Genomic DNA, 21,159 nt, shown 5'->3' on the forward strand with positions numbered 1-21,159 from the left:
TTCCTGGTGGTTCGTTTGCGACGCGTTGAGGCGGTCGCTGGTGTTCGGCTGTTGGTGGAATTGTCGCGCTTAGCCAGTCGAAGCTCTTTGCGACGAACGTGCTGGACGCCAGCCATCCGGACGCTAGCGGACCGCATCTTTGCGACTACACGTCGCTCAAAGACCGCTGCAGCCGCGCATAGCTGCAACGGTGGAAGTGAATTTCCCGTTCGCTGTGAATGCTGGGGGTGAAGCTACCGGAGGCGGCCGAGCCGCAACTGCCTAACGATGAGGCAGCGCGACGGTCACCGTTCGAAATCAACGCCTTGCGAGGAGACGCCTCGCTCCTCCAACAGGGTTGTCCACAGAAACTGGGGATGAACACGCCTGTTGAGCCCGCTCGGCCAGTCGTGAATCCGTGCGCTGCTCGCGCAAACTTCTCAAACCGCGCGAGAAGTTGTGAGAAGCCCGCGGCATCCTGCCGTCAGCACGCCTGGAAACGGTATTGGCACCAGGCGTGCGGGTCGAGAAGCTAGCGTCGTGGCCTGCTGTAACCCGTTGAAATTTGACCCTTCGCAAGTTCCCGTCGGTGCTTCCCGGTACCGTGAAAGGGAAGGGCTGTCGCGCTGACCCGTGCCGCGGCGACAGTCAAACGGTTGCTGCGGGTTTACGTACGTGCTGCAGCGGCCATCCCCGAACCACAGTTGCGTCCTCCCTGCCCGACGCGAACTTGCTATGAACTCAAGCCCGAGTTGCTCCGGCACGCGCCAGCTATTCCCGTTGCCTACCCCTTTCGCGATGTCTGCGGCGACGGCCGCAGGCATTCCCATTGCGGACATCTTCGGCATCGCTGAAGGCCCAGGCGGCGATGGGCAGTCGCAGCGGGCGCTGGAAATAGCGCGGCACTGCTTGAGCGGTTGGCTGCGAAATGCGCACCTTGGAGAGTTGGAGCTCTCCCCGAGCGATGAGGCGTTTGTGCGGGTGGAGGCGCGTCGCCGTCAGGTCTTCCGCGAATTGGCCGGAGTCTTGGCTCAGGTCGAGACCATGCAGGCTCGCAAGAAGGGTCTCTGAGCGCGGGCACTCGTGATGGGCAACGACTGGCCAGCTAGCCGCGTCCGTTCACCGCGAGTGGCGGCAAGGCTCGCCTTCACCTTCTTCTTCAACCTCGGCCCAGAGATGGTGCGACCTCCGGAAATGGCGCCATCGGCGGCGTTCTGGTGAGGTGAACGCTGCGTGCTCCCCAGGGACGGCCGTCAGGGTGCATGACCGATAGCGTGCGGCCCATCAGCGGCGCCGGTCCGGGCTGCAGCATTCATGGAGAAGAAATGCATCCCCTGTTCCCCATCCGGCCCTGGAAGTCTGGTCGGTGAGCCGCGTGCCCAGCTTGCCGGAGCCGCATGAACCCCAGACGAAACAACCCACTCAGGCCGCTGACCCGGTCTCCCTGACGGCTCCCTTCCGAGTCACCGCGTTCCTGGCCATTTGGATTGCATCTGTCATCTCCAACATCGGCACGGCCATGCAAGGAGTGGGCGCTACTTGGCTCATGTTCGCCGCTGATTCGCGACCCGTGATGGTTGCTGCCCTGCAGGCAGCCTCCACCTTGCCTATGTTCATCTTTGGCCTTCCTGCAGGCGTCTTTGCCGACATCGTCGACCGCCGGAAGCTGCTGCTGTGGTCGAGCGCCTGGATGGTGCTGGTGTCCGTTGCCATGTGCGCGGCCGCCTACCTGGGCCAGTTGTCGCCAGAGGGTCTCATCGCCGGCACCTTCGCCCTCGGCGTTGGCGCGGCCATGACCGCTCCTGCTTTCCAGGCGGTCGTTCCCGATTTGGTGCCGAGCAATCTGTTGACGCCGGCTGTCACGCTCAACGGCATTGGCAACAACGTTGCCCGCACGTTGGGACCAGCGCTTGGAGGAGTGGTCGTGGGCGTCGCTGGCGCTGCCGCAACCTTCGGCATCAACGCGTTGAGCACGCTCGTAGTGCTTGCGGCACTTTGGAGCTGGCGGCAGACATCAAGGTCGTCACGCCTGCCTCCTGAGCACTTCCTGTCAGCTCTGCGGGCCAGCGTTCGATACGTTGGCTCCGCGCGCGGGATTCGCGTAGTGCTTCTGCGAGCTACGCTCTTCTTCGCCTTCGCCAGCGCGTTCAATGCTCTGCTGCCGCTGGTAGTCAACAAGCAGCTTGGGCTCGGCGCCGACGGGTTCGGACTGCTGCTGGGGGCTGTGGGCGTTGGGTCGGTCGGCGGCGCGCTGCTGCTGTCCAAGTTGCGTGCACGCTTGGGCATCGAGCGGTTGACTGCAGGAGGAACAGCTCTCGCAGGGGTGACGACCATCGGGTTGGCGCTCTCGAGCAACGCATGGCTTGCCACCGTGGCCGCTGCGCTCTTCGGCGCCGGCTGGATTGCCAACCTGACGCTACTCAACGTTGGCGTGCAGAACACGGTCGCCGGATGGGTGAGGGCGCGCATGCTGGCCATGTACGTGATGACGTTCATGGGCGTGTCAGCCGCAGGCTCGCTGCTTTGGGGCTACCTCGCGCAGACCTGGTCTTTGCAAGCCTCCCTCCTGTGCGCCGGCGTTCTTCAGCTGGTCAGCCTCGCCGTCGTGTGGCGATTGCCGTTCGTGGACTCGGCGACGCTGGACCTGCGGCCGGCTCCTTTCGTGGACGAGCAGCTTGTCTTGGACCCAGAGCACGACCTGGAGCCGGTCCTCGTGACCGTTGAGTACCGAGTGGTCGAAGAGAACGCTGAACAGTTCTCGTACGCCCTCTGGGGATTGGAGGAAGCCAGGCGTAGGGCTGGTGCCATGACCTGGCGGCACTGGCGAGACCAGTCTGACCGTTCCATCCATCGGGAATCGTTCGCTGTTGAGAGCTGGACGGACTACTTGCGACTGACGCCGCGCACTACGTTCGTCGACCAGCAGTTGGAAGCCGCGGTTCAAGCCCTGGTCATGCCTGGGACAACGCCGCATGTCCGCTTGTTCCGAGGCGCTGGTCGATATCGAGGTGCGGCGCCGGCGCAGCCAACGCAACTTTAATCGCGTTGACGACTTCCACCGAGTAGTTGCCGCCACTCGCATGGTTCTCACGCGCAGAACTCTGAGTTCACTGGCGGTGCGTCCCTTGCGTGTCCGGCTGTCTAGAGTGGTCGCTTTCGACAGAGGACCTTATGACATCTTCGCTCCCCGCGAGCGCTATCTCTGCGCAAGAGTTTTCCGTGGCCAAGGCTGCAACTGAGGCGTCGCCATTGGCTGTACTTCAGAAGGTCTTGTCCAATCCGACCGACCTTGAGTTCGTAAAGCAATTCACCACGGACGACTTCGTCTACGTCTCGTTGAACTACGGCAAACCGGAGGTGAAAGAAGCTCTGCCTTGGGCGGGCACCTCCAAGGGGACGGAAGGTCTGGTTCAGACTTTCATTGATGTCCAACGCTTCTGGACCGTCGACGACTTCCAAGTTCAGGACTGCTTCGAGAACGAGGATGGCGCTGCAATTTTCGGCAGCTTCACGTACACCTCGAACACCTTGAAGAAGACCGTGATGTCGCCCCTCGCCGTATTGGCACGCGTGAAGTACGGCAAGCTCTCGTACGTTCAGTTCATGGAGGACACGTTCGCTACGGTGCGCTCGTTCCGCGAGAGCGGTGAATACCTCATCAAGGCAAACCCAGACGGCGGGACGACCAACGTTTGAGAGTTTGAAGAAGCTGCTTGCTCGCTGCCTCGGTGTTTGGTTCTCAGGCGCAGAACTCAGTTTTCGGTGCCGAGGCGGCTCAAGCAGACCTGGCCAATCTTGGGTCACCGTCTAACTGAAGAGGTAGGTATGGCGTTTGCGAACGTGTGGAGCAAGCTGGCGACGGTCTTCTACGTCCTATGGGGCGTGTTGCATATCCAAGCCGCTTATCTGGTGTACCAACTTGGCACGACGGTGACGCCGTCGATGACACAGGGGCGGCTCTTTCAAGGCGCGTGGAATCTGTTCTTCTTCGCGATTTCAGCGATTGCTGTCGCCATCATGCTGAACAAGCGGAACTCCAAGTTGGGCTACTTCGCCAACCTGGCAATAGTCAGCGTGACCGACGTGGGGTTCATCATGTTCGTTCTGCTGCCAGGCTATCTGCCGCTTTGGCCGGGCCTGCAGGGGCCTCTGTACTGGGTCTTGGGGCTGCTGTTCTCGACGATAGCGCTCCGGAAAGAGCCGGCGCGTTGACCGCGTCGGGCGCACCTTTCACCCACCATGCAGCGAGAGGCATTCATGAGACATCTTGGGAACGGTGAATGGCTGAACCCGCCTCGGGGGCTGAGCGGCGCCCCGGTTGTGCGAGAGCCGGCCAGCTTTCGCCTTTAGGTTGGGGCCAGCCGGAAGGTCCGAGTTGTCTGAATGGCCAACTGGGTGGCCAGGCGCTCTTCGAGTTCCTTGGTGCGTCGGCTGACCCCCGACTTGACGATGCCCATGCGACTGGCGGCAGCTACAAAGCCGCTGGCTTTGACGACCATGGCAAAGGTCTGCACGTCCGCCAACTTGTCATGGTGACGCGAGCCCGCCCTCATGGCGCGTCTCAGAAGCTTTGCCGAATGCCCACACCGAAGTTCGTGGCGCTCGCATCGACGAGTCGACCCGGGCCGGGGAGGGTGCTAGTGACTGTGCTGTCGTGCATAACCACTGCGTAGAGGTCCGTGCGTTTGGAGATGAAGTGGTCGTAGCCGGCCGAGTACACCTCCCGCTTCTTGTTGCCACCAAAAACCGTGGCAGCGACTGGGGCCACGGTGTCGTCCGTCTTGCGTTTGGCGTAGGCAACCAGGAAGGAGCCACGGCCCATGGGAACCGACGCGCTCAGTTCCCAAATCTTGTACTTCACGGCCACCGACGTGACCTCGGTGCCATCGTTCTGGATGACACCGGCGTGTGCGAAGACCTTCACCGCCTTGAGGTCGTAGGAGGCGGCGAGCTGCCAAGCCTTGGTGTTGTTGGGCGAAGTGCCGTCAGCGAACGTCAGGGGATTCTTCTTCACCGACTGCCAAATCGCCGACGCCTTCCACGGACCCTCTTCGTAATACACGCCGGCGCTCGAATTGCGGCCGCCTTGCCCTTCGGCCGCCGAGACGCTTGCGGTGAACGAAATTCCATCCCAAGTCGGGCTGTCGTAGCCCACCTGGTTGGTCCAGCCCGAGCCACCCGTCAACGGGCCGCCGATGAAGGTCACCACGTTCAAAGGCGAGAACGCGGTCGAGGAGAGGAACGCGTTGTTTCCCAGTGAGGCAGAGAACATCGGCGTCGAGAAGTTGCCCAGGCGGATGCGTCCAAGCTGCTTGTCCGCAATATTGACCGAAGCTTCGCGTGACCAGAACGGGTCGGCGGCGACGGCGCCCACAGCGTCGCTGCGCCCAACTTGACCACCGTCGACGCGCAGGAAGCTGGAGAGCTCGAAGCCCGCCGAGAGGCCGTCGCCGAGTTCTTCCGTTCCGCGCACGCCCCAGCGGCTTGTAGTCATGCCCCCGCTCTCGAGGCGCTTCACCGGTGTGTGGGTCGCATTCACGCCGCTAGGTGCGCCTGAGAACCGAGCGACGTAGACGTCGACGAGCCCGTAGAGCGTTACGCGTGTTTGAGCTGATGCTGTCGACGCAAGGGCGGCGAGTGCGAGGAGGCTGATTGATTTCATGGGCTTCTTGGAAGTTGTTTGGTCATGCCCGACGCGTTTTGGCTGGACCCACTCGGGCGTGGCGGTCAGGTTTGAGGCGAGGGGGCCTTGCAGGCGAAGCGCGCCGCTTCAGGTTGTGGCCGTGCCCAGCGCCCGGCCTCGTAAGCGGCCCGCAGATTGGTCTGGCGTCATTCCCAGATAGCGTGGCGAGGTTAGGGTGGCCGTGGTCCGTAAAAATCCTGCGAACGGAACACTGCGTGCACCGCCGGTGAACGGTATGCGGACTACTCGACGCTGATGTCTGCCCTGTTGATGCGGTCTGCGGTGGAGCGCTTGTTCGTCGCCACGGAAAGACGGTGGCTTTCGCGACGTCCTGCACCAGCGCGGTCTGCGAGTGAATGCCTTTTTGGGTCAGCTGGTTGTTTTCTGAGACAGCTTTCAGGGACGCGAACTCGGGCTACTTGGCGGTGGCGAAGAAGGCCGAACCAGCCAAGAAGGCGACGCCCGCCAAAAAAAACAGCGCCAGCGAAGAAAATGTGGTCGCCAAGAAGGCTGCCCCAGTCAAAAAGGCCGCGCTAGCGCGCTTAGCGTAGGCGCTGCCTTCCGTTCCACGGCCCGCACGGGGCTCTCAGCTCTCTTCAGGCAACTGCTGCACGGCGCTGGCGAACAGGAGTTCGCGCCCCGCATGCATCCCCTCGGCCAGCTGAATGGCGAACCGCTCGGCGTCTCGCCGCCTCACATCCTCTTCGATTGCCGCAAGCTCACTGGTCGACGCTCCCAAGGCCTGTAGCCCGGTCTTGCCGAGGTAGATGGCGGACTCGAACGTTTCCCGCACCTGGTTGTCTACGTTGAGCTTTACCAGTTCCATGCTGTGGGCCCGGTTGACCGCTCGCACGACAACCTTGGCAAGGGGGAAGTGCTGCGCGATGTGCTGCACTGCCAGTGTGGCTGCAGCTGCGTCATCAACGCAGACGGCGATGAGCTTCATGCTCTCAGCTCCGGCGGCGCGCAGGACGTCCAGCCTTGAGCCATCGCCGAAGTAGATTTTGTGGCCGTACTTAGACGCGGCCTCGATGGCGGTGACGTTGCTGTCAATCATCGTGAGGTCCAAGCCCCTGGACCTCAACACCTGCGAGACCACCTGGCCGAAGCGGCCGTAGCCGATGATGAGCGCGCTTCCGCTCGCCTCGGAGAAGTCCTCCGGGTACTGACTGGCCTCCTTTGGCTTGACCGCCCACTGGGCTGCCGAGAAGACCGCCGGCGTCGCCACCAGCGAGAACGTGACGATGGCGGTCAAGAGGTTGGCTTGTTCGGCTGTCATCACCTGCGAGGCCGCGGCAGCAGTGAACAGCACGAAGGCGAACTCCCCGCCTTGCGAGAGGACGGCGCCCATGCGAAGCGCGTCGCGATGGTCAGAGCCAGTGAAGCGCGCCAGCCCCCAAATCAACACCGTCTTCACGAGCATGACGAGAACCACTGCAGCGGCGATGACGGCCAGGTTGTCCGAGACCAATGGCAGGTCGATGCCCATGCCGACGGCGATGAAGAACAACCCAAGCAGCAGGCCGCGAAACGGCTGAATGTCAGCTTCCAGCTCGTGGCGGAAGTTGGACTCGGCCAGCAGGACTCCTGCGAGGAACGCGCCCATGGCCATGGACATGCCCACCCACTGCATGACCGCGGCTGCTCCGAGCACGACCAGCAGCGCAGACGCGGTCATAATTTCGGTGGAACCCGTCGCAGCGAGGACCTTGAAGGCGGGGTTCAGAAGGTACAAGCCCACAAGAACAATGGCGCCGACCGCCGCCAGCATCCAGGCGATGTCCATCCACCCGTTTTCAGTCGCCCCACCAGTTCCGGCTGGCGCCAAGAGTGCGACCAAGGCGATAAGCGGAACAATCGCCAAGTCCTGCAGGAGCAGCACCGCGAACGCACGCTGTCCGTAGGGCGATGCGAGTTCATTTCTCTCGGCCATCAGAGGCGCCGCGAAGGCGGTCGATGACAGCGCCAGCCCGGCTCCTGCAATGACAGCGGCCTTCCAGCCAAGCCCGAACAGCAGGGCAATCGCTGCAATCGCTGCCGCGCACAGAAGCACCTGCGCCAGGCCCAGCCCAACAATGTCCTTGCGCATGGCCCACAGTCTGCTGGGCTTGAGTTCTAGCCCGATGATGAACAGGAGAAGCACCACACCCAGCTCGGCCAGCGTGAGGACGGACTTGGCCTCGCTGATGAGGCCGAGGCCAAAGGGACCAATCACCACGCCGGCAGCCAGATAGCCGATGACGGCGCCGAGTTTGAGCTTTCGGAAGAGTGGCACTGCCACGCAAGCGGCTCCGAGGAAAACCAAGGGCTGCAGGAGGGAGAAGCCGTGTGCGCTGTCTGCGGTCATTGACGGTCCGTGAAGCCAATGGCTTGGTGGGTGCCGTCGCAGAACGGCTTCTTCGACGAGCCGCCGCAGCGGCAGAGGAACGCATTGCCGACGCGCGTCACGGTGCGTCCGGTGCCGGCGCAGATTTCCAAGGCCCCTGAGGCTCGAAGGGGGCCGTTCGAGAGCGGTGTGATGGTCAGCGCACCATTGCGGAGGCTCAGTGCTTCGAATTCGAGGGTTGCAGGTTCGCCGGTTGCCTTGAAGCCAGCTTCGTGGTGGCTGCCGTCGCAGTAAGGCTTGTTCCTGGAGGCTCCGCATCTGCACAGCGTTGCGCGCGTGCTGCTGGTGTCTCCGTTCACATTCAGTTCGGCGTGGAATGCGTAGGGGCCGTTCTCGCGAATCCGGACCACGTTCACCAACGGAGCCGCCTCTTGCGGACCGCCGTCGTGCCGCTCGTACTGAATGGCACCCGAGGGACAGCTTTCGGCGATTGCTGCGACGGTCTCCGCCGGAGCCGCGTCAGGGTGGACCCAAGGGCCCTCGGCGTTCGGGACCCACACGTCCGGCCTGCCCAAGACGCAATTTCGGGAGTGGATGCATCTGTCGGGCACGATGCTGATGGTCACATCTTTACCCGCGTAGCTCTCTACTTCGACCGCCATGCTGCTCACTCCAGTTCTAGCTCCAACACGCTGTTGGATGAACTCACGATGGTGATGCGCCAAGCCATCCCGTTTCACTGAAGAAATGAACTCACTGTTCTCCCGTCGTGGACATGCAGCCCAAGCTCACTGTTCCTTCAAGTCCCTGACGAAGTCGTTGAACTCGAACGATGAACGCAGGAGGTCGCCGGCGACCTTGCGCAACAAGTCGACGTCGCTGTCTGGCAGGGAGAAGGACGTCGGCAAGGCCATGAGCCTGGAGCGGAGCAGGGGGTCTTGCACTCCCTCAAAGCTGACGACCACCGGATAGAGCCTTATCCGCTGCGGGCCGCCCTCATCAGCTTGACCCTGGAGCGCCAGTTCCCGTGTCTGCTTCCACCTTCCAAGCAAGTCCTTCATAAGCTCGACCGCTTCAAACGAATTCCTGTCGATGGGAACGTTGACGGACTTCAGCAACTGGGCAAGCGCGGTTGGACCGTCTTCTGATTTGTCCCAGTCCAGTTGGGGGTCGGAACGGGAGTTCACGATGATGAGCAGCGTGCGCTTGAGCTTTTCGATACCCAAGGTCTTGCGGAACTCCGGGCTGAGCTCAGCCGCGCGAAACCTCTCGAGCACGGGCCGCAGCCCAAGGTTGTCTGCCACGCCGCCGTCCACGAGGTGCAAGTACGGTCGCTCGGCGCTGTCCTGAAAGCTACGCATCTCCAGGTAGCGCTGATGAAGTCTTCCAGAGGCGGCGCGCCGTCCCTTGTCGGTCGAGTGCACCCACGCCGGGTACTCGTACGAGCACGTGCCACCGTAGTTGTTGAAGGTAACCGGGGACAGAACCACCGGTACGGCTGACGACGCGGCGGCCGCGCGCGAGAGCTTCACCCCCGCGAGGTCCGAACAGATGATGTCGAAGTCGTTCTGCGCGAAGGCGAGCCTGGCTCCTGTCGATATGTCGGTGCTGCCCGCAACCACGAGCGGACCTTGCTGCTTCGCGAGGTCTCCGAACGTGGCTCCCTCGAACAGGATTTCGTCGTAGTACTCGGCCGCTAGTTCGGAGCGTCCGACACCGGTCGACCAAAGCTTCCCCCAGTTGGCGGGATTGAGGGTCCGCTTGATGATTTCTGCCTGAACGTCGCGCTTGAGGAAACGTTGCTCATACTCGGTGAACAGGCGCTCACCATAGAGGCCGTAGCCCAGTGCGGTGAAGCTGCCACCGGACACGCCTGAGATGAAGCCAACTTCGTCCAGCAAGCGAACGGGCTTGCCTCTGGCCTCAACCTGTTGACGGCGCAGCTCCTCAAGCACGCCGAAGGCGAACGCCGCAGCGCGCGTCCCGCCGCCGGAGAAGGTGACGATGACCTCGGTGTCGTCAAGCGTCTTGTTCTTGATGCGGGTGCTATCCCGGTATCCCGCGCTCTGGTCGACCGTCTGCAGCCTTGGGTTCACCGGGCGGCTTGCGCAGCCAGCCAGGCTGGTCGCAACTGCAAGCAAGCCCAACCGAAAGGCCATGCGCCCATCGGCGCCCCTCATCGCTTAGGCGGTGCCTGAACGAGCCGGCCCGTTCGGTAGTCCGTCATGGCAACCTCCAACTCGGATTCGGTGTTCATCACGAAGGGGCCCGTCCTTGCGACGGGCTTGCCGAGAGGCTTTCCCGCAATCAAGAGGAACGAGGCACCCGTCCCGGTCTCGGCTGCAACGCTGCCGACGCGCGACAGCTGCGCCGTCGACTTGCGGGGCACCGTGACCTGGGCACCATTGGCTTCTGTGGTCAGCACGCCGTCGTACACGTAGACGAAGCAGTCGTGCCCCTCCGGCACCTGTATTTCGTGCCTGGCGCCCGCGGTCATGCGGACGTCAAGGTACAGGGGCTGCGTATCGCGCTCAGGCGCTGGACCGGTGGCGCCTTCAAACGCCCCGGCAATCACGCGTACGGTCAGACCGTCGAGCTTGACCTCGGGTATCGAGTCCGACTTCAACTCGATGTACTCAGGCGGGCGCATCTTCTGCGCGCTGGGCAGGTTCAGCCAAAGCTGAAATCCCCACATCAAGCCGTCCTGCTGCGCAGGCATCTCCGAATGGATGACGCCGCTCCCGGCCGTCATCCACTGGACGTCTCCGCCTGTAATGACGCCTTGGCCGCCTGTGCTGTCGCGGTGTTGCATCTGGCCGGACAGCATGTAGGTCACTGTCTCGAAGCCGCGATGGGGGTGCGGCGGAAATCCTGCGATGTACGCCGACGGGTCGCTGGAATGGATTTCGTCCAGAAGAAGGAAAGGTCCAACCTCCGGCAGTCCGTGCATGCCGACGGCCCTGCGCAGTCGCACGCCTGCGCCGTCGCTGGCTTGCTCGCTGGGCACAACGGCCACCACATACCGTTTGCTTTGATGTCGCATCATGTCGGTTCCCTGACGGTCGTTCGAACAGCTGACGTCGCGGTGCTCAATGACCGTAGATGCCTTCGTCCGTCATCGCTTTGACGACGGCGGCGTCCTTTAGCAGCGCCTCGTGGTGACGCACAACGTTCGGGAACTCAGCCAGACCTTCCGCCAGGAAGTTCTTCGCCCAGCGGACCATCGGGACAGAGTACGCATCGACGTAGCTGCGCTTCCCGCCCACGAAGAAGTCGCGGCCCTCCAGGTGCTGGTCGAGGATGGCGAGCTTCTTCTTGACCAGCAGAAGGCCGGCAGCCTTCACCTTGCTGAGCGCTTCGTCAGAGGTATCTGTCGTGTACCTCTGTGCGAAGAACACGGGGAAGAACGCCGGATGCAGGTCTCCGGTCAAGAACGCAGCCCAGCGCGCCAGGTCGGCCTCGCGCTCGGGGCTCTCACGAGCGTCGAGCTCGACTGCAGGGTACTTGCCAGCCAGGTACTTCAGAATCGCAGAGCACTGTGTGAGCGGCGAGCCGGTTCCGAGGTCGAGCGCGGGCACGGCGCCTGCGGGATTCACCCTCAGGAAGTCCGGGTCAGACGGGCTGACCTTGACGGCCTTGTAATCCGCAGAAATCCACTCGAGGACGATGTGGACCGACAGTGAGCAAGCACCGGGAGAGTAGTAAAGCGTGTACATGTTCGAAGCCCCAAATATGCGCACCTGCGGCGAGGGCAGGTTGGAGCTGCGAGGGTAGAAGCCGCAGGTGGGCCTCGTTTCCGCGGGCGAGAACTCAGAGTTCAGCCGGCGGCAACTTGGCCTATGCAGAAGCCGAGCCGAACACCTCTCGGTCCCAGTACGGCTGCGGGGTGCATTTGGCCGCGAGGTAGTCGGCGAACGCCTTTACCTTTGCCGGGACGAGCTTGCGTGATGGATAGACCACGTTCAACGCTGCGGGCACCTTCTCGTAGGGAAGCATCACCGGCACGAGGTCGCCTGCCGCCACCAGCTTATGGATGATGAACGTCGGAAGCACGGTAATGCCCGCACCCGCCACGGCTGCCTCGCACAAGGCGTCCCCCGTGTTCATGCGAAGGCGCGAATGCACGGTGACGCTTTGCTCCTTCTTTGTTCGAGGGTCTACGAACCGCCAGAACTTTTGCTCGTCGACGATTGAGTATTGGATTCCTCGATGGTGGGCGAGCTCCGAGGGCTGCTTCGGTGCGCCAAACCGGGCAATGTAGGCCGGGCTGGCGCATGCCACCCGTCGTACCGTGCCCAGGGAGCGAGCCGACAAGCTCGAGTCGGGTAGCTCGCCGATGCGGACCGCCATGTCGAAGCCCTCGGACACCAGGTCGACCACGTCGTCGCTCAAGGACAACTCGATAGACAGCCTTGAGTGCTGCTCAAGGAAGCCGCACACCATGGGCACCAGGTGAAGCCGGCCGAAAGAGGAGGGCGCGAGGATTCGAAGGCTGCCAACTGGCTCCGAGGCGCCATGAGACGCCAGGCCCTCCGCCTCTTCTAGTGCCGCCAAGAGTGCCGTCGCCTTCTCGAAGAAGATGCGGCCCGTGTCGGTGAGGCTGAGGCTTCTCGTGGACCGGTTCACCAGGTGCACGCCCAGCCGTTCCTCGAGCTCCTGAACCCGGCGGCTCACGGCGGACTTGACGACGCCCAGCCGCCTGGCAGCGGACGCAAAGCTGCGGCCTTGAACGACTGCCACAAAGGTCCTGAGGTCCTCGAAACGGTCCTGCATCGTCAGTTACTCCTCGTCAAAAGTTCATTGTCCGGCACGGTCACACCGGCTTTTCGCTACGACGTTCATCCCACGAGAACAGTGAGTTCTGCCCCTGGGAGAACCGCCTGTGGTTGCCTGCATAGCATGCGCGCCAGCCGCGACTGCGCCTCGACGACTGCCGAGGCTGTCGCCATCGACCTCTGTACTTCAAGGAACCTGAATGAAAGTCAAACTGCTTGCCGCAATCGCTGTTCTGGCGTGTGCTGCTTCGCCCTTCGCGTCTGCGGACGAACCCGTCTGGGACGGCAACAAGGTCGTTCTGAAGGCTGAAAAGCTCGGCGACGGGGTGTATGCGATGGTGCCGACCGGTGCCGCCGAACTCTCGCCGAAGGGCGTCCCACTGGCCACGACCAGCGGCATCATCGTTGGCAACCGCGCCTCGCTGGTGGTCGACACCATGCTCAACAAGCGCTTGGCTAACATGGTGCTCGACCAGGTCAAGCAGGTCACGAAGGGCGTGCCGACGTACGCGTTGAACACAAGCTACCACGGTGACCATTCCTTCGGAAACATGTACTTCCCGAAGTCGACGGTCATCATCCAGCACGAAGAAGCCAAGAAGTATGTGTCCCACAACTTCGAGGCTGACACCAAGTTCATGATTGGCGCCTTCGGCAAGGGCCGCGGCATCGAGGAAATTAAGCCTCGGACGGGAGACGTGCTGATTCCGAAGGGCGGCATGATGCAGCTGGACCTTGGTGGGCGCACCGTCGAGATTCGCGACTTTGGATTTGCACAAACTGGTGGTGACCTTTGGGTGTGGGTCCCTGATGCGAAGGTGATGTTCGCCGGCAATCCGGTCGTCACGGAAAAGCCTGGTGTTCCTTGGCTCCTCGACGGTCACGTCCAAGACACGCTGGACTCCCTGACCAAGGTGCGCGACTTCTTGCCCGCCGACGCTGTCATCGTGCCGGGCCACGGCCGTGCGATGCCGAGGTCTGGAATCGATTGGCACATCGCATACCTGACCGCTCTGCGGGATGAGGTCAAGGCCGCCATCGCCAAGGGGGCAACCCTTGAGCAGACGGTCAGCCAGGTGACGCTGCCGAACTTCCAGGGCTACGCAATCTACGGTTGGATTCACAACCAGGTGAACGTGCCTGCGGCATACAAGGAATTCAAGAAGTAAGACGATGACTGCAGGCCTCAGGGCCTGCAGCTGCCTTCGCCTGCACATGTCTCGAATATCTATGGCCGCAGGCCGGCGAGCTTCAGGGGCAAGGCGAACACCGCGATGCCAGGACGATGTGGTTTTTCTCGTCGAACACAGCGAGAAGTCGGCGCTCCGAACGATTGAATATGTCGGGTTGCCATCGACTCGATGGCTACGTGTTTGAACTCGTCGTTTCGCGGTTTGAAGCATCACTAGACACCCTAGCACTCAAGACCGTCAGTGCAAATAGACAGGTAGTGCGAGTTAGTGGAACAGCTTGGAGACGAAGGTCGTCGCCGCATTGCGCGTGGGCGATTGACTGCGCGCGTTCATCCGTTTGATTCGCCTATGTACGCCCGCTGGTGCTGACAGGTGAACAGGTGAGTTGTCTTTACTCGGTGCCGCGACTAAGCGGCACCTCCTAGTATTTTTTCCTTGTTGCAAATAGGAGAACAGATTGAAATCATCCGTAGGTATCGGCAAGCCGCTGAAGTATCTGGCGGCCTTGGTCGGGCTGGCTGCAGCGAGCATGTGCGCTGCTGCGCCGGTGGAAGACAGCAAGGCCGCTGACACGCTCATCATGAACGCCAAGGTGACCACCTTGGACTCTGAGCAGCCGTCGGCAGAAGCAGTGGCAATCAAGGGCGGGAAAATTCTTGCGGTGGGCACGACCGAGCAGGTCATGCATAACCACCGTGGTTCGGCCACGAAGGTCATCGACGCCGGTCAGCGTCGTCTGATTCCTGGCCTGAACGACTCGCACTCGCACTACCTTCGAGGTGGCAACACCTTCACCGGCGAGCTTCGCTGGGACGGTGTGCCGAGCCTGGCGATTGCCCTGGACATGGTGAAGCAGCAGGCCGCGGTCACGCCCAAGGGCCAGTGGGTTCGCGTTGTCGGTGGCTTCACGCCGTGGCAGTTCAAGGAGCAGAGGCTGCCGACTCCGCAGGAGTTGGACGCGGTCGCACCGGACACGCCGGTTTTCATCCAGTACTTCTACAGCGAAATTGTCATCAACAAGGCGGGCCTCAAGGCGCTGAACATCACCAAGGACACACAGTTCCCTGATGGAAGCGAAACCCTGAAGGACGCCAGCGGCAATCCCAACGGGGTGTTCCGGGCGACGCCAAGTCCGAACATCCTGTACGGGCTGCTCGCGAAGCTGCCGCCGTTTGACGCCGCCACAGCCGCACAGTCGACGCAGTACTTTTTCCACCAGCTGGCGCGCTTCGGTCTGACCAGCGTCATCGACGCCGGCGGCGGCGGGTTCAATTTCCCTGACGACTACCAGGTGTCCATGCAGGTCATGCGCGCCAAGAAGCTGCCGCTGCGCGTCTCTTTCTACTTGTTCACTCAGCACCCGGGCAAGGAGCTTGAGGACTACCAGAACTGGATGAAAGACAACACTGCTGGCCACAACTTCGATGAGGTCCGGGAACACGGGTTCGAACTCGAAGGTGGCGGTGAGTGGGTCCTCTGGAAGGCGGGTGACTTCGAGAACTTCCGTTCGGCCAGGCCGACCCAGGATGCCGACATGGAAGAGAAGATGGAGCCCATCGTCCGTCTCTTCATCAGCAAGCGCTGGCCCTTCCGAATCCACGCTACATACGACGAGTCGGTGACTCGCCTGCTGAACGTCATCGAGAAGGTGAACAAGGACACGCCGCTGAACGGCCTGCGCTGGGCGATTGACCATGCGGAGACGGTGAAGGCTCCCAACATGGACCGCATCAAGGCTCTGGGCGGGGGTGTTGCGATTCAGGACCGCATGTTCTTCCTGGGTGATGACTTCGTTGAGCGCTACGGTGCCAAGGCTGCGGAGAACGCACCCCCGGTGCGCCAACTGCTTGCCAAGGGTATCCCCGTCGGCATGGGCACGGATGGAACGCGTTCGTCCTTCAATCCGTGGCTGGGTCTTTACTTCCTGACCACGGGCAAGGTTGGCTCGGACCGCACGGTCCTTGGGCCGGACAACCGTGTGTCGCGCGAAGAGGCCTTGAAGCTCTACTCTTGGGGTAGCGCTTGGTTCTCCCAGGAGGAGGACGTGAAGGGTCGCATCAAGGTCGGGCAGTTTGCAGACATGGCATTGCTCTCGGCCGACTACATGACGGTGCCTGACAAGGACATCAAGTCCATCGAGTCCGTGCTGACCATCGTGGATGGGAAGCCGGTCTGGGGCGCGGGCAGCTTCGCAGGCCTGGCACCGGCAGCTCCGGCCCTTGTGCCCAGCTGGTCGCCCAACAAGAAGTTCGGCAGCTTCTACACGGGCAAGTGAGCTCACGGCTCTAGGGGTGTCCACCTCGGAGGGGGTCTACTTTCTGGTCATTCTTGACTCGGAAGGGACCCTCATCACTATTTGTCGGAATCCTTCCGGTCGGGCCATGACTTTGCGCTATTGAACGCCCAAGCCAGAGCGCCGATGGTCGTGCTGGCGAAGATGCCGGCAACCCAGTTCTCCTTGATATACGCGCAGAACACCGACGCTGCAATTGCAGCTAGCACGACCACGGCAGCCACCGTGAGCGCAGTGGCCTCCATCGCGAGGCCCGTGCGACCAAGTCCGAGGGTTCTGCGCTAGCTGGCACGCTTGGGCATGGAGGAACGCAGGGGGCTGGCAAAGGACTGAGATGCGGTAGACGCCGCGGTCTGGCAGCGAGCCACGGCTCCGGTCCCCACCACTGAGCTTCGGGACGCGCCGACCCTTGCAAGAAGCTTGAATGCCCCTACCTCAGCGTGAGCACGGACTTCTGGACTGCGCATCCCGCAATGCCGCACGAAGTTGCTGCGCGTCGCCGGGCTTGATGAGCGTCCGGTCGAACAGCGTCGGCTCGTACGCGATAGCGTCACCTACTCTGGGATGGCCAGTCACGGCCACCATCCAGATGGCAGCACCGAACCGATGCCGCACGTGCGCCGCCATGGCCATGGCGCTTCCGTGCCGCAGGTACGGCTCGATGATGAGGACGTCTGGCATTTGGGCGTCAATGCGAGCAAGGGCGGCCTCTGCGCTCGTTATGTACTCAGCGCGCCAGCCTTCAAGGGTGAGCCAAGCCACCAACGCCTCACCAGCGTCGGGAAAATCGTCGACCACAAGGGCGTTCCAGACCCGTTCAGACATGGCGCCAGATTTTCTTCAAGCCGCCAAGGGCTGAGGAATTCGGGTTGCTACGAGGCTGTGTGGGCGAAGTCGAAGCGGCTTTGCTGCATGTTTGCTTCCAGCCTGAAGCGGCCAACCTCCCCCGTTGCGGCTTCACCGCCTTGTCCCCCGATATTCAGCGTAGGGCCTGCAACAGTGCTTCAAGGCTGTACGGCTTCGCAATCACCGGCAAGCCTTCTCTCCGTGCTCCCGCCGCCACCTCACTGTGCCCAGTCACCAGCACGGAGCGCACGCCAGGTAGCTGCCTTCGAATCTGCCGCACCAGCTCCACGCCATGTATCCCGTGAGGCATCACGATGTCTGAGATGACGACGTCCGGCCTGAGACCCTGGGCAAGCAGGTCCAGAGCATCAACGCTGCTGCGAGCGGATTGAACGACGAAGCCACCGGCCTCGAGCAGTTGCTCAGAGGCTTCGCGAACATCGTCGTTGTCCTCAACAAGCAGAATCACTTGCCCGGGCTGAACCGGAGCTGCGGCAACATCGTGCATCTCCGCGTCCGGGGCAGCGCGCTCTATCGTGCGCAGCGGCAGGATGAGCCGAATGACCGAGCCGACACCGGCCGTGCTTTCGACTTCCACCATGCCTCCGCAGCTTGTGACGAAGGCGTGGACTTGCGCTAGCCCCAGCCCCGTCCCCTTCCCAGACTCTTTGGTGGAGAAGAACGGCTCGAAGATGTGCGGACGAATTTCAGGACGTATGCCGGTGCCGTGGTCGGTCACGGAGATTGCCAACCCTCGTCCTAACGCGCGGTCTACCCGTGCGGCGTGGATTACGATTTCACCGCCAGAGGGCATCGCGTCCCGTGCGTTCGTGACCAGATTTGTCAGCGCTACTTCGAATTCAAGAACGTCTAAGGCGACGCTCGGAAGGTCAGAGTCAACTTGAAGACGCAGCGTGTGGGTTGAGGCGAGCAGCAGTCTCACAGTATCCGCCACTGTCGCTATGGTCGGAGCAATATCCAAAGTCTGAGCGGTGAACTGCCGACGCCCAGACAAGACCGTCAGCTGCCTGGTAAGGGCTTCGGCCTTGCGCACATTGCGCCGTATGACCTCAGCGTCCCCGTCGCCGACTGGGCCGACTCGCCGTTGCAAGATGGAGAGTCTTCCGGTGATGACCTGAAGGATGTTGTTCAAGTCATGGGCTAGCGTCGCGCCGATTTGACCGACCGCTTTGAGCTTCTCGGCCCGAGCCAATTCAGCCTCGGCGCGTTCCCGCCGGTGCATCTCCGCCTGAAGGTGTTCCGTCCTTCCTTCAAGAACCTTGACCGCGTCGGCCAGTCGCTTTTGCAGTCGTCGGAAATGCTGAGCCATGAGCAATAGCAGGACGATGGATGCGACCACGCCTTCCACTCGAATCGTGTACCAGGCGACGGTGTACCTTGCTCCTCCGTACGTGCTCACCCACACTCCCGCAGCCTCTGCGGTCATCACGAAGATGAGCCACACGAAGATGGAGCGCCGGAACAGGCCGCGCTGGAAAATGAGGAATACCGCTGCGAAGGCGACGGCCGCGGCAGCGTAGGAGCCGTACGTGGTGAAAGCTTGGAAGAACTCTCGGTTCCCCTGTACAGACATTGCGGCTGCATCGGTGAGCTGCGAGGCGATGAGCGCGACAACGGCGGTCCCGACGGCTGCAAGCACGGGCAAGCGGCTTGAGCCACGAGGCAAGCTGCCTTCGTGAGCGCTTGCCGGACGCTCGCAGAAGGCGGCCCAAGCTATGAAAGCGGCGAAGCCCGCTCGCCAAGTGACGAAGAGCCAGCTCGCTGCATGAGGCGAACCCAAGACTGGGTCCTTATCGAGGACAGCTCCCGGGAACACCAGGACATGCGCGATGGCCATGAGGCCGCTAAAGAGGTACGCCGCGGCGATGGCCGAGTGGGCCCGCGTCTGAGACGGTGAGGAGATGAGGAGCCAGAACGTGGCCAGATTTGTGCCGGCGACCGCGGCGCCGTACATGCCTGAGATATGCGGCAGTTGGACCAGCGGTACCGCAGCGAAGGGCACGAGCGCCGCCACAAGCACGAGCGACGCCAGGGAAAGGGCCAGCGCAATGCGTTGTTGCTTCCTGCTTGCAACGACTTCGACGACCTCTCCGAACCCCATCCGTCCTCCCGTATGGTCTGGCGCCGGATTGTCGCCTGTCAAGGTTGGACGCCGGTAATCCGTCTCGCAGGGCAGGGGGCGGCCGCTGAGCTTCCCCTAGACTGGGTTGCTCGATGGGAGGCATGCGATGCAACTCAGCTGCGGCGTCGTGCTGCTGGACGAAAACAACCGGATGTTCCTCGTGCGAGCGACGGGAACAGAGCGTTGGGACATCCCCAAGGGGTTGCCTGACCCTGGTGAGGTTCCGCTGGAAGCGGCTCTGCGGGAGGCCAAGGAAGAGGCCGGCATCGACGCGTCGCAGTGGCCGCTGGTCGACCTGGGCGAGCAAGACTACCTGACTGGCAAGCATCTGCACCTCTTCGCTGGTCGGATTGAGTCCTCGCTGCTCGACCCCGCCAAGTGCCGCTGCACGAGCTTCTTCGAGCATCATCGAACCAAGGAACTGCTGCCGGAGGCCGATGCCTTTGCGTGGGTCGAGTGGGACGCTTGGCCTGAACGCGTGGGAAAGGGGTTACGCAAGACGCTACAGCGACTTGGTGAACGTCTTCTCGCCCTCTGAAGCCTTGGAGGGCATCGCCTCGCCTCCACGAGTTGGTCGCTTGAAGGGCTGTGTAGGTGAAAGCGAGCATCGGTTCCATGTCGGGTTTCAGTGCCAATTTTCGTTTCTTACTTGTGGCGAACGCCGGAAGGAAATGAATGACGCAAGACGGGAACTCCGCTCCTGCAGCGGCGAGTGCGCCGCTGTTCCAACTTGACCTTGGAGCAAACGGAGGGCTGCTAGCGCCCACCACTGTCGACGAGCTCGGTCAGTGGCTGGCCAAGGAGCAGCAGTACTGGATATGGCTGCATCAGGGGGGGACCGGCAGTCATGCGCAACCGCTTTATGAGGCGGTCAATTGCCTGAACCAAGCGCTCAGTGACACGACTCAAGCGAGGAACTATTGGGAGGGCAACCGAGACCACGCGCTTCAGCAGCTCCGAAACGCGCAGTCTCAGATTAACGCCGCGTTTGTTGAACGCCGCCTCCCGTACAGCGGGTCTAGGCTGGGAAAGCGGGTAGGGCTCGCTCGTCAGGAGTACGGTGACCTCGGTGCCAGCTTCTTCCTTGCGGCGATGCTCGGCCCGGTCGATAGCGGTCATCAGTTCCAAGCGCTGACACTCGGTTCGTGGCGAGGTCTCTTAGCGGGGCTGAGCGAGCGGTTCGCGTCGTCGCGAGGAAAGTCCGACGCACGGGTTGAAGCTGCAGGGCTTGCCTTCGACGTCGTCGTCCAGAAGGCTGAGACAGTCATCGGTGAGAAGACGCTCACGTACGACGCGTTGCATCGCGACTACCAGGAGCTGGCCACCAACATCAGCAGTGCGGCCACTTCGCAAGCCGAAACCTTCAAAGGCGACCAAGAGCAGCGCGTAAGGACCTTCGAGGAGATGGCCAACGGCCATCGCGAGGCGATGCGCGAACTCGAGGAGAAGTTCAACGAGAAGATGGCGTTGCGCGCGCCGGCGGACTACTGGCGTAAGAAGCAGGTCGGGCACCGTATCGGAGCAACCCTCACCGGCATCTTGTCGTTCGCTGGTATCGGAAGCGCAGCGGGGTGGCTGGGCGTTCAGGTCCATGACCTGCTAAACACGGCGCAAGCGGGGAAGATGCCAGATACCTGGCGCATCGCGTTGCTGGCTACGCTGGGCGTGTTCTCGGTTTGGGCGTTGAGACTTCTAGTCCGCATGTTCCTCAGCCATCTCCATCTGCTCGGTGACGCCGCGGAACGAGTGGTCATGGTGCAGACCTACCTCTCGCTTATGGAAGGCGACAAGCTTAGCGACAAGGATGACCGGCGACTCATCTTGCAAGCCCTCTTCCGACCGGCAAGCGACGGCATCGTCAAAGATGAGGGGATACCGCTTTCGCTCGCTGAGCTGCTAACGAAGACTAGCAAGTAGCCAG

Annotated in this window: 18 protein-coding genes; 8 read left to right on the forward strand and 10 right to left on the reverse strand. The window is 62.2% G+C overall.

Going from position 1 to position 21,159, the window contains the following annotated elements; translation table 11 throughout:
• Positions 1-714: 714 nt before the first annotated feature.
• From ABE85_RS01900 to ABE85_RS01915, 4 genes are all read left to right on the forward strand, one after another.
• Positions 715-1,050: a hypothetical protein gene (locus ABE85_RS01900; protein WP_067269592.1), complete on the forward strand. Its 336-nt coding sequence runs from the start codon at positions 715-717 to the stop codon at positions 1,048-1,050.
• 295 nt (positions 1,051-1,345) lie between these two features.
• Positions 1,346-3,019 carry an MFS transporter gene (locus tag ABE85_RS01905; protein ID WP_197507171.1) on the forward strand — a complete coding sequence of 558 codons (1,674 nt, stop codon included), beginning with the start codon at positions 1,346-1,348 and terminating at the stop codon, positions 3,017-3,019.
• 179 nt (positions 3,020-3,198) lie between these two features.
• A complete protein-coding gene (locus tag ABE85_RS01910) occupies positions 3,199-3,675 on the forward strand; it encodes a nuclear transport factor 2 family protein (protein WP_197507173.1) in 477 nt (158 codons plus the stop codon).
• A gap of 129 nt (positions 3,676-3,804) precedes the next feature.
• Positions 3,805-4,191: a hypothetical protein gene (locus tag ABE85_RS01915; protein WP_067269593.1), complete on the forward strand. Its 387-nt coding sequence runs from the start codon at positions 3,805-3,807 to the stop codon at positions 4,189-4,191.
• 134 nt (positions 4,192-4,325) lie between these two features.
• Here the strand turns inward: ABE85_RS01915 and ABE85_RS01920 are convergent, their stop codons facing one another.
• From ABE85_RS01920 to ABE85_RS01955, 8 genes are all read right to left on the reverse strand, one after another.
• Positions 4,326-4,493: a LysR family transcriptional regulator gene (locus ABE85_RS01920; protein ID WP_197507174.1), complete on the reverse strand. Its 168-nt coding sequence runs from the start codon at positions 4,491-4,493 to the stop codon at positions 4,326-4,328.
• Positions 4,494-4,540: 47 nt separating this feature from the next.
• Positions 4,541-5,641 (reverse strand): porin, encoded by a 1,101-nt coding sequence (locus tag ABE85_RS01925; RefSeq protein WP_067269595.1) that lies wholly within the window; start codon positions 5,639-5,641, stop codon positions 4,541-4,543.
• 607 nt (positions 5,642-6,248) lie between these two features.
• Positions 6,249-8,009, reverse strand: coding sequence for a monovalent cation:proton antiporter-2 (CPA2) family protein (locus ABE85_RS01930; protein ID WP_067269596.1), 1,761 nt, complete (start codon positions 8,007-8,009; stop codon positions 6,249-6,251).
• Positions 8,006-8,650, reverse strand: coding sequence for a CDGSH iron-sulfur domain-containing protein (locus ABE85_RS01935; RefSeq protein ID WP_067269597.1), 645 nt, complete (start codon positions 8,648-8,650; stop codon positions 8,006-8,008). Before ABE85_RS01935 ends, ABE85_RS01930 begins: the two co-directional genes overlap by 4 nt.
• Before the next feature lie 126 nt (positions 8,651-8,776).
• Entirely contained in the window at positions 8,777-10,147 is a 1,371-nt protein-coding gene (locus ABE85_RS01940; RefSeq protein ID WP_067281634.1) for a patatin-like phospholipase family protein, read from the reverse strand.
• A gap of 17 nt (positions 10,148-10,164) precedes the next feature.
• Positions 10,165-11,034: a pirin family protein gene (locus ABE85_RS01945; protein WP_067269598.1), complete on the reverse strand. Its 870-nt coding sequence runs from the start codon at positions 11,032-11,034 to the stop codon at positions 10,165-10,167.
• Positions 11,035-11,077: 43 nt separating this feature from the next.
• Entirely contained in the window at positions 11,078-11,704 is a 627-nt protein-coding gene (locus tag ABE85_RS01950; RefSeq protein ID WP_067269599.1) for a glutathione S-transferase family protein, read from the reverse strand.
• Between the two features lie 121 nt (positions 11,705-11,825).
• The gene (locus tag ABE85_RS01955) at positions 11,826-12,761 is read right to left on the reverse strand and encodes a LysR family transcriptional regulator (RefSeq protein WP_067269605.1); all 936 of its coding nucleotides are present in this window, start codon (positions 12,759-12,761) and stop codon (positions 11,826-11,828) included.
• Positions 12,762-12,963: 202 nt separating this feature from the next.
• Between ABE85_RS01955 and ABE85_RS01960 the strand changes: the two genes are divergently transcribed.
• Positions 12,964-13,932, forward strand: coding sequence for an MBL fold metallo-hydrolase (locus ABE85_RS01960; RefSeq protein WP_067269607.1), 969 nt, complete (start codon positions 12,964-12,966; stop codon positions 13,930-13,932).
• Positions 13,933-14,413: 481 nt separating this feature from the next.
• Positions 14,414-16,231, forward strand: coding sequence for an amidohydrolase (locus ABE85_RS01965; protein WP_067269609.1), 1,818 nt, complete (start codon positions 14,414-14,416; stop codon positions 16,229-16,231).
• Positions 16,232-16,684: 453 nt separating this feature from the next.
• Here ABE85_RS01965 and ABE85_RS01975 read toward each other — a convergent pair whose 3' ends face one another.
• Both ABE85_RS01975 and ABE85_RS01980 read right to left on the reverse strand, forming a co-directional pair.
• Positions 16,685-17,074, reverse strand: a complete 390-nt coding sequence (locus ABE85_RS01975) for a response regulator (RefSeq protein ID WP_067269613.1) — start codon at positions 17,072-17,074, stop codon at positions 16,685-16,687.
• Between the two features lie 154 nt (positions 17,075-17,228).
• On the reverse strand, positions 17,229-19,217 hold the full coding sequence (locus ABE85_RS01980; RefSeq protein ID WP_067269614.1) for an ATP-binding protein: 1,989 nt from the start codon (positions 19,215-19,217) through the stop codon (positions 17,229-17,231).
• Between the two features lie 127 nt (positions 19,218-19,344).
• Between ABE85_RS01980 and ABE85_RS01985 the strand changes: the two genes are divergently transcribed.
• The gene (locus ABE85_RS01985; RefSeq protein ID WP_067269616.1) at positions 19,345-19,776 is read left to right on the forward strand and encodes an NUDIX hydrolase; all 432 of its coding nucleotides are present in this window, start codon (positions 19,345-19,347) and stop codon (positions 19,774-19,776) included.
• A 137-nt stretch (positions 19,777-19,913) separates the two neighbouring features.
• The gene (locus ABE85_RS01990; protein ID WP_067269618.1) at positions 19,914-21,155 is read left to right on the forward strand and encodes a DUF6161 domain-containing protein; all 1,242 of its coding nucleotides are present in this window, start codon (positions 19,914-19,916) and stop codon (positions 21,153-21,155) included.
• The last annotated feature ends 4 nt before the right edge of the window (positions 21,156-21,159 follow it).

This window comes from Mitsuaria sp. 7, assembly GCF_001653795.1.
Classification (GTDB): domain Bacteria; phylum Pseudomonadota; class Gammaproteobacteria; order Burkholderiales; family Burkholderiaceae_C; genus Roseateles.